Source organism: Paenibacillus sp. JCM 10914 (assembly GCF_001315105.1).
Taxonomy (GTDB): domain Bacteria; phylum Bacillota; class Bacilli; order Paenibacillales; family Paenibacillaceae; genus Paenibacillus_AQ.
Map to the genome: position 1 here is coordinate 40,480 of NZ_BAZR01000025.1, position 14,669 is coordinate 55,148.

At 49.4% G+C, this 14,669-nt stretch carries 10 protein-coding genes, 1 tRNA gene and 3 pseudogenes; 10 read left to right on the forward strand and 4 right to left on the reverse strand.

What is annotated here, in order from left to right; all coding sequences use genetic code 11:
- Positions 1 to 27 precede the first annotated feature (27 nt).
- Positions 28 to 708: a response regulator transcription factor gene (locus tag JCM10914_RS21480; protein WP_023964592.1), complete on the forward strand. Its 681-nt coding sequence runs from the start codon at positions 28 to 30 to the stop codon at positions 706 to 708.
- Positions 708 to 1,784, forward strand: a complete 1,077-nt coding sequence (locus tag JCM10914_RS21485) for a cell wall metabolism sensor histidine kinase WalK (protein WP_023964594.1) — start codon at positions 708 to 710, stop codon at positions 1,782 to 1,784. Before JCM10914_RS21480 ends, JCM10914_RS21485 begins: the two co-directional genes overlap by 1 nt.
- A 434-nt stretch (positions 1,785 to 2,218) precedes the next feature.
- On the opposite strand, the gene JCM10914_RS21490 is transcribed toward JCM10914_RS21485, so the two are convergent.
- Positions 2,219 to 2,947 (reverse strand): amino acid ABC transporter ATP-binding protein, encoded by a 729-nt coding sequence (locus JCM10914_RS21490; protein WP_023964596.1) that lies wholly within the window; start codon positions 2,945 to 2,947, stop codon positions 2,219 to 2,221.
- Positions 2,940 to 4,390: pseudogene (locus tag JCM10914_RS21495) on the reverse strand (amino acid ABC transporter substrate-binding protein/permease). The gene JCM10914_RS21490 and the pseudogene JCM10914_RS21495 overlap by 8 nt, the downstream one beginning before the upstream one ends.
- A 255-nt stretch (positions 4,391 to 4,645) precedes the next feature.
- Here JCM10914_RS21495 and JCM10914_RS21500 point away from each other — a divergent pair.
- From JCM10914_RS21500 to JCM10914_RS21525, 6 genes are all read left to right on the forward strand, one after another.
- A complete protein-coding gene (locus JCM10914_RS21500) occupies positions 4,646 to 5,407 on the forward strand; it encodes an SIMPL domain-containing protein (RefSeq protein WP_023964602.1) in 762 nt (253 codons plus the stop codon).
- Positions 5,408 to 5,754: 347 nt separating this feature from the next.
- On the forward strand, positions 5,755 to 6,726 hold the full coding sequence (locus JCM10914_RS21505) for an ABC transporter ATP-binding protein (protein WP_081739868.1): 972 nt from the start codon (positions 5,755 to 5,757) through the stop codon (positions 6,724 to 6,726).
- Entirely contained in the window at positions 6,723 to 7,571 is an 849-nt protein-coding gene (locus tag JCM10914_RS21510; protein ID WP_023964606.1) for an ABC transporter permease, read from the forward strand. Before JCM10914_RS21505 ends, JCM10914_RS21510 begins: the two co-directional genes overlap by 4 nt.
- Positions 7,572 to 8,375 (forward strand): ABC transporter permease, encoded by an 804-nt coding sequence (locus JCM10914_RS21515; protein ID WP_023964608.1) that lies wholly within the window; start codon positions 7,572 to 7,574, stop codon positions 8,373 to 8,375.
- A 16-nt stretch (positions 8,376 to 8,391) separates the two neighbouring features.
- Entirely contained in the window at positions 8,392 to 9,444 is a 1,053-nt protein-coding gene (locus JCM10914_RS21520) for a PotD/PotF family extracellular solute-binding protein (protein WP_036719460.1), read from the forward strand.
- A 359-nt stretch (positions 9,445 to 9,803) separates the two neighbouring features.
- Positions 9,804 to 10,877 (forward strand): PdaC/SigV domain-containing protein, encoded by a 1,074-nt coding sequence (locus JCM10914_RS21525; RefSeq protein ID WP_023964612.1) that lies wholly within the window; start codon positions 9,804 to 9,806, stop codon positions 10,875 to 10,877.
- 467 nt (positions 10,878 to 11,344) lie between these two features.
- On the opposite strand, the pseudogene clpP reads toward JCM10914_RS21525, so the two are convergent.
- Positions 11,345 to 11,939 (reverse strand): annotated as a pseudogene (clpP, locus tag JCM10914_RS21530) (ATP-dependent Clp endopeptidase proteolytic subunit ClpP).
- Between the two features lie 174 nt (positions 11,940 to 12,113).
- A tRNA-Arg gene (locus JCM10914_RS21535) sits at positions 12,114 to 12,188 on the reverse strand.
- Between the two features lie 276 nt (positions 12,189 to 12,464).
- Here JCM10914_RS21535 and JCM10914_RS21540 point away from each other — a divergent pair.
- Positions 12,465 to 13,511 (forward strand): sugar-binding transcriptional regulator, encoded by a 1,047-nt coding sequence (locus tag JCM10914_RS21540; RefSeq protein ID WP_023964618.1) that lies wholly within the window; start codon positions 12,465 to 12,467, stop codon positions 13,509 to 13,511.
- A gap of 82 nt (positions 13,512 to 13,593) precedes the next feature.
- Positions 13,594 to 14,597: pseudogene (gene gap / locus JCM10914_RS21545) on the forward strand (type I glyceraldehyde-3-phosphate dehydrogenase).
- Positions 14,598 to 14,669: the final 72 nt, after the last annotated feature.

Here is a 14,669-nt window from a genome sequence, read left to right on the forward strand (position 1 = left end):
GACGGTGCTTGGGAAGAAGGGGTGGCCATGGCAAAAATATTGGTAGTCGATGATGATTCGAACATCCGCGAGCTCGTGAAGGTGTTTCTGGAGGAAGCGGGGCTGGAAGAGGTGCTCGAAGCCTCTGATGGTGTTGAGGCACTATCCGTGATGGATCAGACATCCGTCGATCTGGTCGTGATGGATATCATGATGCCGAATATGGATGGATGGGAGTTATGTCGGGAGATCCGGAGGAGTACCGGAATCCCGGTACTGATGTTAACGGCAAAAGGGGAGACGACACAGATCGTGAAGGGCTTTGAGCTGGGTACAGACGATTATCTGGTGAAGCCCTTCGAACCTGCCGAACTGGTCGTACGTGTTAGAGCGTTGCTCAAGCGTTATCAGGTCGCAGCCTCCCAGACGGTAACCATCGGGAAGCTGCAGATGAACCGCAGAACCTATGAGGTCAAGGCGGCTGATGACATGTTCACCCTGCCACTGAAGGAGTTCGAACTGCTCTTCAAGCTGGCAAGTTATCCCGGCAGCACGTTGACGCGGGACCGGCTGATTGAGGAGATATGGGGCTATGACTTTGAAGGGAACGAACGGACGCTGGACGTGCACGTGAACCGGCTGCGGGAGCGGTTTCCGGAGGAGAAATACCGGTTCAGGATTCGTACGGTCCGCGGGCTTGGCTATCGGCTGGAGGTAGGTGAGGGCTGATGAGGAAAACGCTCAAAATTTTGTGGAAAATCGTCCGGGAAACCCTTCAGACCCTCTTGATCTTCGCGGTCCTGGGTGCATCATGGACGGCAGGCACCTATGTAACGAGGTTCGTATATACCTGGACGGGAACCCCGCCTTGGGATTATGTTGTCCAACTGATCAACCTGTTTACGGGCGTTATAATATTCTTTATATGCATACTGCTGGTGGGACTGCTCTTCAAGCACAGACAGATTGCCGTGCTGACTGCCATTACGGATGCCATGCGCCGGATATCCCAAGGGGATTTCAATGTGAAGATGGACGATCGGGAGTGGCGCGGCGAATTCAAGATGATTGCCAGCAGCATTAACGACATGGCGGGCGAGCTGGGGCGGATGGAGACGATGCGTCAGGATTTCATCTCCAATGTGTCTCATGAAATTCAATCGCCGCTGACCTCGATACGCGGATTCGCCAGGGCGCTTCGCAAGCCGAACCTGCCTGAAGTGCGGCGGGATCATTACTTGGAGATCATCGAAGGAGAGGCCCGCCGTCTGTCTCAGCTCAGCGATAATCTGCTGAAGCTGTCCTCCTTGGAAGGAGAGCAGCAAGGGTTTGTGACGGATCGGTATCGACTGGACCGGCAGTTGCGTACGATTGTCTCGGCATGTGAGCCGCAGTGGCTGGCGAAGAATATTCAAGTCAGCCTGGAACTGGCAGCTGTGGAGATAGTGGCAACCGAGGATCTGCTCAGCCAGGTATGGACCAATTTGCTTCATAACAGCATCAAATTCACGCCGGATTCGGGTGCTATTACGATAACCTTGAACGCAGCGGAGCAGGAGGCTACCGTGAATATATCCGATACAGGCGTGGGGATATCCGAAACGGACCAGCTCCGGATCTTTGAACGCTTCTATAAGGCCGATAAATCACGTAACCGTGCTCTCGGTGGAAGCGGACTAGGCTTATCGATCGTCAAGCGAATTCTGGATATTCACAAGGGAAGCGTGTCAGTACAGTCGCAGCTAGGGCAGGGGTCAACGTTTACGGTACATTTGCCGCTAAAGCCATGCGCGAGCAGGGAATAGCGCTTAGGTTGGAAGCTGGCAACTAGGAAATGCGAATTAGAAGAATTAAATGGTGAAGATCATCAGTCTGAGGGGCTGAGTTGGAGATGGTGGCAAGGTGATAGAGTGGTGGTAGAGTCGCGATTGCAGCAAAAGGTTGCAAAAATGCAGGCTTTAGAAGGTAAAACCATCGCTTTCCTCTCGATACCTGCATATTTGCATCTTTTTAGTTCGTGTTGTTCGATTTCAGTGCCATGCTCCTTAAATAACTGCATTTTTGCAGGCTTTTGGCTCAAGCATACGGAATTCACTCCCCAAAACTGCATATTTGCATCTAAATTTATCATCTCATGCGAAATTTCTCCGTTGTGGACCTGCTTATTCATACACCAGAAATGTTTAAACGGCGCCTCGAACAATTATGGTTCGGACGCCGCTTGTTGTTATTCACCTCGCTATAGTACCTTCTCCAGGAAGCTAATCGTACGCTCGTGCTTCGGTCTGCCGAACAATTCTTCAGGCGGACCTTCTTCCACGATATAGCCCTCATCCATGAAGATGACGCGATCCGCGACCTCGCGCGCAAAGCCCATCTCATGCGTGACGATGACCATGGTCATGCCTTCGCGTGCAAGGTCCTTGATAACGCCGAGCACTTCGCCGACCATCTCTGGATCGAGCGCTGACGTCGGCTCGTCAAAGAGCATAATGTCCGGATTCATGGCCAGTGCGCGGGCGATAGCGACACGCTGCTTCTGGCCGCCGGATAATTGGCTGGGTATCGCGTCGGCTTTATCTGACAGGCCAACCCGCTCAAGCAACTGGAGCGCGGTAGCCCGCGCCTGTTCCGTGTTCTGCTTGCCAAGCTCCATCGGAGCGAACATGATGTTCTTCAGCACATTGAAGTTCGGGAACAGGTTGAAATGCTGAAAGACCATGCCGATATTTTCGCGTGCTTTATTGATATCGGTATTGGGGTCGTTGATGTCGCGTTCGGCCACGATCACACTGCCTGCGGTAATGTCCTCCAGTCGGTTGATGCAGCGCAGAAACGTACTTTTACCTGAACCGGAAGGTCCAATGACGCAGACGACTTCTCCTTCTTGCACCTCCACATCAATGCCTTTGAGCACATGATTGCTGCCAAAGCTCTTCTTTAAGCCCTTTATCCGAATTTTACCCATGACGAACCTTCCCTTCCAAACGGTTTGCGATCTTCGTAAGGACTGTAATCACGATCAGGTACATAATCGCTACCACGAGCCAAATATCGAATGAAGCAAACGTTCTTGCTATGATGATTTTTCCTGATTGCGTGAGTTCCACCAGCCCGATGGCCGACAAGATCGAAGTATCCTTCAGCGTGATAACAAACTGATTGATGAACGACGGAATCATGACTTTGATCGCTTGTGGAATAATGATCTTGATCATCGCCCTGCGATAAGGAAGACCAAGTGACCTAGCCGCCTCCATCTGACCCGGATCAATGGATTGAATCCCGCCGCGGATGATTTCGGTGATATAAGCGCCTGCATTCAGCGTCAGCGTCAGCACGGCGGCCACGAACAGCGGCATCGTAAATCCGAACGCTTGCGGAATGCCCCAATAGATGAAGAAAGCGAGTACGATCAGCGGGATACCGCGGAAAATATCAACGAATACCGTGGCAATACCGCGCAGCACCTTGTTGCGCCCAACCTTCATGAAACCGAAGATCAGCCCGAGGATAAAGGCAAAGACCAAGGAAACGAGTGTATACATAATGGTCTTACCAAGTCCCGACAGGAGCGAGGGGAGGATTCTACAATGAGTTCCCAGCGGCTCTGATTGGCCGGACCGACAGAAGCGTTCTCGCCAAGATAAACGTCGATAATTTCTTGGTATTTTCCACTTGCTCTAAGGTTGGTCAGGCCCGTGTTGAACATTTCAAGTAGCTCCTGATTACGATCCTTGCCAACGGCAAAGCCGTATTCACCGCCTGCCTCCATATCCGTTACGATCTGTAATCCGTTGTTCTGTTGCACTCCATATGCCAGTACGGGATAATCATCGAAGCAAGCAACGGAATTTCCTGTTCTGACGTCATTGTACATTTGGTCCGAATCATCGAAGGGCACGATCGTAAAGCCATGCTCATCGGCAATGGACTCAGCGAAGCTATAACCCTCGGTGCCTGTCTTGACGGCAACCCGCTTTCCCCTCAAATCCTCATAGCCTTGGATCGAATCGTCATTTTCACGAATAGCCATGACGACCCCGGATTGAAAGTATGGGTCCGAAAAGTCGAATTTTTGCTTCCGTTCCTCCGTAATACTCATACCTGCGATGACACCATCGACTTGGTTGGCTTCCAGTGCCTGTACGGCCGCATTGAAGCCCATCGGCTTGATCTCATAGCGGAAGTTCTGATCCTCGGCAATCGCTGCCAGCAGATCCATATCAATGCCCACAAACTCTCCGCTGGCATCCTGGAACTCAAATGGTGCAAAGGTGACGTCCGTCCCGATTTGATATACTTTACCGGAGGCCGGCGCAGATGAAGCAGTGACATGCCCGTAAGGGATGCCAGCTGTCGTGATGAGCAGTAGCGATAAGGTAAATAATATGGTCCGTATCGATTTCATAATGTCCTCCCTTTTGTTCGTAAAAAGCATCCCAAGTTAGTTACCCGTAAATCGTTACATATTAAACAGTCATGTGTGTAATTCCGGTACCTTATCTTGCCCAAAAAACAGATTGTTTCAGGCTTTATCACCTAAATGAAGAGGTTCAAAAAAATATTTTTGAAACACGATAAACGGATGCAACATTTACCAAATTCCCTCGTCTGAGAGATAAAGCAGGCTTGACAGTAACACCAATCGAAGGAGGATATGAAGATGAAGAGATGGGTCAAACAATTGGGTTCGATTATGATTGCAGGGGCATTGTTGACGGGTACGGCAGCAGTTACGGGGTTTGGAGGTACGTCCAAGGCGTACGCAGCTGAGGGAGTGCAACAAAATCTTATAACTGTATTAGGTAAAGGTGAGATTTCCGTAAAGCCGGACATCGTATACTTGTCGATCGGGGCTGAGTCGTATGCAGCAACGGCTAAATCTGCACAGAAAAGCAATGCACAGAAGATTGAAAAAGTCATGAAGTTGTTGAAGGACACGTGGAAGATCAACGATAAGGACATTAAGACTGAGCAGTTCTATGTACAGCCGAATTACACGTATGACGACAAAGAAGGGCGCAAAGTGCAGAATTATGCCGCTTATCACTCTTTGGAAGTGACGCTGCGTGATTTGAGCAAAGTCGGCGATCTGCTGGATGCCGCAGCTGAGGAGGGCGCCAACTCCATTGGTAATGCACGCTTCTCTGTAGAGAACCGCGATGCCTTCGAAGAGCAGGTTATCGATAAAGCCATTGCGAATGCTGACTTGAAAGCGAAGGCGATTGCCAAAGCGTCCAAGCGTCAACTTGGGGTTGTGGTGAGCGTGGTAGAGGGAGCCGTGGGAACAGATCGTATCTATGGTCTGAATGAGATGGCCGCGAAAGTCGAGTCTTCCATGGCGAATGATGCTGGCAGCACATCCGTCAAACCAGGTGAGATCAAAATATCGACACAACTTTACGTTCAATACGAATTGAAATAGGAAGAATCGTTAAAGGTTCTATCCTCGCAGCTCCTCCTTGTTTGAACGGAGGGGCTGTTTTTCTTGTGTTTGGAAGGGGCCATAATACAGAAAAGTGTTGTGTGTAGGGGGAAAACACGGTATAGTGAATATGCGAAAAAAGGAACTTAATCTTGAAATGGTAAAGCCATACCCATGGATATGGCTTTTTTCTCTTAAATACCAGAAGCCTTCCCCCTAAGAAGAAACGGATCTTCCCCTTCTGAGAAATGATGGTACATGACCGTTTCTTCTTAGCGGATACGCTTTTGGTGCATACTACGAATACCGGTAGTTGGAACCAGGTCGTATATTCTGATGAAGGAGTGGTGCATGTGATTGAACTTGTCCAGATCGAGAAGCACTTTCAAGGACAAGCGGTCGTGCATCCGCTGTCGCTCTCCATTAAAGAAGGGGAATTCCTGACTTTGCTGGGCCCGAGTGGCTGCGGCAAGACGACGATTCTCCGCATGATAGCAGGGTTCGAGCAGCCGACAGCAGGCCAGGTTTGGCTGGCCGGGCAGAATGTGACCGACAAACCGGCTAACCAGCGGGATCTGAACTTGGTATTTCAGCACTACGCTTTATTCCCGCATATGACGGTGGAAGATAATATTGCATTTGGCTTGAAAATGAAAAAAATGCCGCGTGCGCTCATTCAGGAGCGCATAGAGGAAGCTGTGGCAATGACGCAGTTGACCGCACTGCGTGAACGGTTCCCGCATCAGTTGTCGGGCGGACAACAGCAGCGAGTCGCGATAGCGCGAGCGATTGCCAATAAACCGAAAGTGCTGCTGCTGGACGAGCCGCTCGGTGCACTGGACTTGCAGCTGCGCAAGAACCTGCAATCCGAGCTCAAGCATCTGCAGCGTACGCTCGGCATTACGTTTGTATATGTCACGCACGATCAGGAAGAGGCCATGATGATGTCCGACCGGATCGTCATTATGAACCACGGCCGAGTGGAACAGATCGGTACGCCGCGGGAGATTTATGCGAAGCCTCAGACGTTGTTCGCGGCAACCTTTGTTGGGGAGAATAATGTATTCTCTTCGGCGGAAGGACTTTATGCTGTGAGGCCTGAGAAGTTGGTGCCGCTCCGCGAGGCTGGTGGCAAGAAGACCGGCATAATTGAAGATGTGCAATTTCTTGGCAGTGTTCATAAATTACTGGTCCAGCTGGATGGTGAACCGATGAAAGTAACCATCGCACTGGACGTTACGGATGATCAGCCTTGGCAGGTCGGTGAGAGAGTCGGGGTGGATTGGAACAGCAAGGATGAGGTGATGATCGGGTCATGAAAAAATCCCGGTTCCTATTGACGCCTGTGCTGCTGTGGTTATCTCTGTTTCTTATCATCCCGATGCTCATCGTTGTGGGGATCTCATTTCTTTCCCGCGACGCGCTAGGGAATGTTGTCTTCTCCTTCAGCCTGGAAGGGTACAAGATGTTCTTTGATCCGCTTTATCTCGGGATATACTGGGATACCCTGGTGTTGTCCCTGCTAACTACCGTGATCTGTCTATTGGTTAGTTATCCGCTCGCTTATTATATTGCTGGGGCATCGCCGCGGATTCAGACCTGGGGACTAATTCTGATTACGGTGCCATTCTGGATCAACTTCCTGATCCGGACGTATGCCTGGGTGCTGCTGCTTCGGACGCAAGGCGTGGTCAACAGTCTGCTGATCTGGATGGGATGGATTGACGAGCCGATCCAAATGCTCTATACGTATGGAGCCGTCCTGCTAGGTATGGTCTATAACTTTATTCCTTTTATGGTGCTGCCGATTTATGTAGCGCTGGAGCAGATGGATAAGCGACTGCTTGATGCGGCCAGTGATCTGGGCGCTTCGAAATGGAAGGCGTTCCGTCACATTACGCTGCCGCAGAGCAAATCCGGCATCATGACCGGTGCGGTTTTGGTTTATGTCTCTACTTCCGGGATGTTTGTTGTCACCGATATCCTGGGCGGGGCGAAGTCGTCAATGATCAGTAACATCATTCAGTCACAGTTTCTCGGAGCGCGTAATTGGCCCTTTGGTGCTGCACTCTCGGTCATCTTCGTGGCAACCTCGTTGGTGCTGATTCTGTTGTTCAACCGGGCGATGCAAGCTCGACATCAACGTGTAGGGGAGGGACGGTAAATGAAGAAGAATCATCCCCTGCTTGGCATTCATTCATTCCTGATGATGGCTTTTATCTATGTGCCGATCATCATCATTATCGTCTATTCTTTTAATGACACGAGACTTGGTGGTAACTGGGAAGGCTTCACCTTCAGTTGGTATACCTCCCTGTTCCAGAACCGTCACGTGATGGAAGCGCTGATGAACAGTTTAACAATAGCTCTTATATCCACCATCGTGTCGACGCTGCTTGGAACCGCGGCTGCCTTGTCGTTGAAAGGTCTGAGTCGCAAGGGACGTGGTGGTATGAACGGACTATTGTACCTGCCGGTAATTATTCCAGACATTATTATGGGATTGTCCTTGCTTGTGCTATTCAGCCAACTGAATATGCCGCTCGGCAAGACGACCGTTATCATTGCGCATATTACCTTCAGCATGTCGTTCGTGTATGTAGTCGTTACGGCAAGGCTGTCGGGGATGGGTAAGCAATTGGATGAAGCGGCGCAGGATCTTGGCGCAACGCCTTGGCAGACCTTTCGGCATGTGACATTGCCGCAGATTGCCCCGGGCATCATTGCCGGTGCATTAATTGCTTTTACTTTGTCGCTCGATGACTTCATGGTCAGCTTTTTCGTCGCCGGACCAAGCTCCACAACATTGCCGATATATATTTACGCTCAGGTGAAACGAGGCATCTCACCAGAGATCAACGCTTTATGTACACTGCTGATCCTGGTGAGCATCACCTTGATCCTGTTAGCCCAGTATATACTTAACCGCGGCAATGGTCAGAAGAAACACAAAACCTTGCCGATCTAAGAGAGGAGATATGGAATTGAAACAATCAAGATGGACACGCCTGCTGGCGGTGGGTATGGTTGCGGTGCTATCGGCTGGCTTATTGGCGGCTTGCGGCTCCAGCAAAGAAGCACTTCACATTTACAGTTGGGCGGATAACTTCGATCCTGAAGTATTAAAGGATTTCGAGGAAAAATTCGATGTGAAAGTAACTTATGATAATTATGCGAACAACGAAGACTTGCTCGCTAAGATTAGAGCGGGTGGCAGTGGATACGATCTGATTCAGCCTTCGGACTATATGGTGAAGACGATGATCGAATCGGATTTGTTGGAGCCGCTTCAAATGGACAATATCCCGAACTTCGCGAATATGACAGAGACGTTTACCAATCCGTCTTACGACCCTGGTAACCAATACTCTATCGTGTACACCACGGGCGTAACTGGAATCGCATATAATACGAAATATGTTAAGGATGAAATCAATAGCTGGGATGATCTGTGGAATCCAGAATACCAAGGCAAGTTACTGTTGCTTGATGACAATCGCGAGATGATTGGTATGGCGCTGAAGAAGCAAGGCAAGTCGAACAGTACTACGGATGAAGCGGAGATCAACGCCGCTGTAGACGAGCTGAAGACACTGCTGCCAAGCGTATTGGCCTTTGATACGGATAACATTAAGCAGAAAATGATTCAGGAGGAAGGCTGGATTGCAACCGTCTGGTCTGGCGATGCTGCATTCATTGCAGAAGAGAATGAGGATGTGGCTTATGTTGTACCTGATGAAGGTGCGACGATCTTCTCGGACAATTATGCGATTCCGAAAGGCGCGAAGAATAAGGAATTGGCTGAGAAGTTTATCAACTTCATGTTAGAGCCGGAAGTCAGCGCGAAGAACTATGAATACATCGGATACAGCAATCCGAACGAGAAAGCAATGGAATTCCATGCAGAAGAATATCGCAACAACACCATGATCAATCTGACCGACGAAGAACTGGGCCGTACGGAGTGGCTCGACAACGTTGGCGAATCGCTGCAAATATATGATCGTTTGTGGACCGAACTGAAGAGCGGTCGATAGGGATGAATGGTACTAAAGTACCTTTTTTGAAAGTCTTGTTCTACGGAACAAGGCTTTTTTTCATGGATATGAGGGGGGTTACGCTTGCCCGCTTGGCTGGAATAGAAGGTGTTTAGGATGGCGCGGAAGTTGGTAAGGTTCATATAAGACACGCATTTGCTGTATGTGGATGTATTGATTAGAACATGTTGTGTCACCGTTTATGTTGCTGAGTCATGTCTGCTGTGTGAGTAGGTCCTTTATCCTGTTATCAAAATTGTCATCGACATTGTTACCAAAGTGTAAGGGGCTGCTCTTATAATGATGGAGAGTCAGTAAGAACCAACCAATACTTAATTATGAAAAAGGTGGAATTCCTTATGAATACTAAATTTCGCGTATGTGCAACCGTTATTGCGACAGGGGTCCTGCTGGGAAGTCTCGGCATGAGCGGGCCGGCCATCGATGCCAGTGCAACCAAGCCTAGCGTTTCCACCAGCCAACAAGCAAAGAACAAGAATGAAGTGACATTGTACTGGAAAGGCAAAGCTTTACCCCAGAAAGGACTAGTGCATCACGGGATAACTTATATTCCTGCTACCGCTTTACGGGATCATCTCGGCATGCCACTCAAGTATGATGCCAAGAACAAGACGTACAACATCGGCAACGGGTATAACAAACTGAGCGCTGTCGTCTATGATGCTAGCGAAATCGGTATTCTCGTGAACGGTTCTTATGTCGGGGAGCCGGGCGGTCAGATCATCAAAGGGCGTCTGTATCTGCCGTACGCCGCGGTTAGCCAATATTTGGGGATTCAGGGGCAATGGAGTGGGTCTGCCAAGACCTTAAGCTTAAGTGAGAAAAAGCTAAACAACATTACAATCAAGTCGGTTCCCTTAGAGAAGAAGATTCAGGGTGTGGAATCCATTGTGAATTATCCCGTCATCAGCGGCCTTGATCATGCAGCGGCACAGGCAGAAATCAACAAAGTACTGAAGGAAAATGCTGAAGGCACCATGGATATAATTGAACAAGGCGCAGGTGCATTTCCTGAAGATCCAATCATTCCGTATGAATTCAGTGGAGATTTCGTCGTTCAATACAATCAAAATGATACGCTAAGCATTATGACATACAACTATTCGTATACGGGCGGAGCTCATGGTATGACTTTCCGCAATAGCTATACGTTCTCCTTGAAGGACGGCAAGCAGATGAAGCTGGGTGATTTTATCAACATGCAGGGCGAGAACAAACAGAAGCTGAACAATCACGTGCTGACGACCATGAAGAAAGATGGAGGCTATCTCGGAGGTTTTGAAGGTGTACCGAGCGATGCGGAGTTCTATGTGAAGGATAACGCGGCGGTCTTGTACTTCCAGTTATACGAATATACGGCGTACGCGTTCGGCTTCCCTGAGTTTGAGCTCAAGCTGAAGGATTGGAAGTAAGGCATCAGGTAATCAGATAAGAGGAAAACAATATTATTGCTTCTCGAGATAAATTTGTTGTCTATATGTAACGGTGTACTGGAACTAATCGCGAGAAATCCCTTGATGTAGGGGCAGGGAGAGATTTGCTTCTGCTTTTTACGGTCAAGGGATTTTTTGTGCTTATCGTGAGTAAGCTGCGCGAACAAGTGGTCCTTCGCCTCTTCCCCTTTCCTCATGGTAAGGCAGGGCTTTTAGACGTGTACCCCCTCTTTGGTACGGCAGGATAACCCCAAAAGATGAGAGTATCACCTGAGGAGCAACGCGTTCGCCTTTGAAATCGGGAAATCTCGCTCATCATTCATTCCTATTCCCGATTTCAACAGCGACCGGAGGGGATACTCTCATCCACCTATGCATTAACCGCCCCAATCAATAAGAAAGGGCAGGTGCCGGATAACGGCGCCTGCCCTTTACTGTGGTCTCACTTATAGGCCTTGCGGCGGAGTATTCTCTAGTACTTGATCGATCAGTCCGTATTCCTTGGCTTCGTCAGCGTCATGAAGTAGTCACGATCGGTATCCTTCTCAATGCGCTCCAGTGGCTGACCAGTACGTTCAGACAGGATGCGGTTCAGCTTATCGCGCATCTTGAGAATGCGTCGAGCGCGGATCTCAATATCCGTGGCTTGACCTTGCGCGCCGCCAAGCGGCTGGTGAATCATGATCTCACTGTTCGGCAGGCCGTAACGTTTGCCCTTGGCACCTGCGTTCAGCAGGAAAGCACCCATCGAAGCAGCCATACCTACGCAGATCGTTGAAACGTCTGGCTTGATGAACTGCATCGTATCAAAAATTGCCATCCTGCGGTAATGGAACCGCCCGGGCTATTGATGTAAAGATGAATATCCTTCTCCGGATCCTCAGCCGACAAGAACAGCATTTGGGCAATGATGGAATTGGCGACCACGTCATTTACGTCGGAGCCGAGGAAGATAATGCGGTCTTTCAGCAATCTGGAATAGATGTCGTACGCCCGCTCACCGCGGTTGCTTTGTTCAACGACCATAGGGATAAAACTCACGTGGAAAACCTCCTCTAAAGTACCTCATATATCAATACTGTTACCGTATTACCCACATGATAAACAATTTAAATCAAAAAGTCAAAGAAAGTCAAACTATCGAGTAAAAAAAAGAGCCGTCATGGGCGCTTTAGGGTAAACAGTATATAGAACGTTACTTGGGACAAGTTAAAATGGCGCGCCCGCGAGGAATCGAACCTCGATCTCAGGCTCCGGAGGCCTACGTCATATCCATTGGACCACGGGCGCATAACCAAAAAATCAGCAACGGAGTTGATTATACCGCATCTATATTCAAAATACAATAGTGCACAAAACTTTGATCCTATTATATAGAGGCTAGATAGAGATGCCTGAATTTGGTCATAATGTATAACGATGCACACCATGATAAATATGCGTTACGGCACTTGCCACCGACATCATTATTGGTTAGAATAAAGGTGGGACTTAAAAAGTTCTGCTGGGACATTTTGTGACCAGGATAAGGAGAGAGCCGAGACGAAGTTTGCAGGAGTGGAATGCATGCGTAACCTATTAGAAATACAAGAGCAGCTTCTGCCGGATCTGATGGAGACCCTTAAGCGAAGATATACAATACTACATCAGATCAAATTGTCCGGAATGGTTGGTCGAAGAACGTTGGCATCGACATTATCGATGACAGAACGGGTCCTCCGGGCCGAAACCGATCTCCTGAAAGCACAAGGTTTAATTGACATCGAGACACTCGGGATGCGGATCAGCCATGCTGGCCTAGCCTTGCTGGAGGAGCTTGAGCCGGTCATGAATGAACTGTACGGACTGGTTGAACTTGAAGAGAAGATTCGTCAGGCATATGGACTCCGCAAAGTCGTCATTATTCCGGGCGACAGCGAATCATCGCCGGAAGTGAAGCGCGAGCTCGGGCGAGCGGGAGCAAGGACGCTGTTAAGTTTTATTGAGAATGGCGACACGATCGCTGTGACAGGCGGATCTACGCTTGCCGAAGTCGCAGAGCAGATGTCTCCCTTGACGGCAGGCCCCCTCAGAGGTACATGGTTTGTACCTGCACGCGGCGGGCTTGGCGAGAGTGTGGAGATTCAAGCGAACACGATTGCATCGAATATGGCGAAGCGCGTCGGCGCTGAATATCGTCTGCTGCATGTACCGGATCTATTGAGTGAAGATGCTTACCAGTCCTTGGTCCAGGATCACCATATCCAAGAAATCGTGGATGTGATTCGCAGCAGTCGTATCATTGTTCACGGGATCGGCGACGCGATGGAGATGGCGCGAAGACGTAAGCTGGACGATGCATCCATTCGCAGCTTGCAGGAAGATGGCGCGATTTCGGAATCCTTCGGTTACTACTTCAGCGATGAAGGTACCGTCGTTCATCGAATGCTGACGCTTGGCCTGCGGCTGGAGGACATCATGAAGACCGAGACGATTATAGGCATTGCAGGTGGCTGCGGCAAGGGCAAGGCGATTCATGCCGTATTGAAATTCGGCCACGAGGATATACTCGTGACGGATGAAGCCGCAGCACGCGAGTTGGAGAAGGAAATCGCTGTCGAAGATGTGAACTAGCATCTATTGATTTTCGTTGTCTTGATTGGCTTTCGGGCCAGTCTTGAATATATAAATTTTATCAATATGGAGGGAACTACTCATGGTTAAAGTAGGTATTAACGGTTTTGGACGTATTGGACGTAACGTGTTCCGCGCTGCGCTGAACAACAGCGAAGTTGAAATCGTGGCAATCAACGATTTGACGGACGTTAGCACGCTGGCACACCTTTTGAAATATGACACGACTCACGGCAGACTCGACGCTAAAGTCGAAGCTAAAGAAGGCGCACTTGTTGTTAACGGCCGCGAAGTGAAAGTATTCGCTGAGCGTAACCCGGAAGCATTGCCTTGGGCTGAGTATGGCGTTGAAATCGTAGTTGAATCCACAGGTATTTTCACGGCGAAAGATAAAGCTTCCGCTCACTTGAAAGGCGGCGCGAAGAAAGTTATCATCTCCGCTCCTGCAACCAACGAAGACATCACAATTGTTATGGGCGTTAACGAAGATAAATACGACGCTGCTAACCACACCATCATCTCGAACGCTTCTTGTACAACGAACTGCTTGGCGCCATTCGCAAGGTGCTTGACGAGAACTTCGGCATCGTGAAAGGTATGATGAATACTATTCACTCTTACACGAACGACCAACAAGTACTTGATCTTCCACACAAAGATCTGCGTCGTGCTCGTGCAGCTGCCGAGAACATCATTCCATCCACTACAGGTGCTGCTAAAGCGGTTGGCCTCGTATTGCCACACCTGCAAGGCAAGCTGAACGGCATGTCCATGCGTGTGCCTACGAAGAACGTTTCCGTAACGGACCTGGTGGTTGAGTTGTCCCAAAACGTAACTTTGGATGAAGTGAACAACGCGCTGAAGGCTGCAGCTGAAGGCCCGCTGAAAGGCATCTTGAACTACTCCGACGAGCCGCTCGTATCCAGCGACTACAATGGCGACCCGGCTTCTTCCACTATTGATGCGCTCTCCACTATGGTAGTTGGCGACAACATGGTGAAAGTCGTTTCCTGGTATGACAACGAGTGGGGTTACTCCAACCGTGTCGTTGACCTCGCTGCTTACATCGCAAGCAAAGGTCTGTAATTGATCCAGCCATTCAATCGAAAAGGAGTTCCGGCTACGGTTCTCCTTTTTGGTTCATGGTTTTTCCTGCTT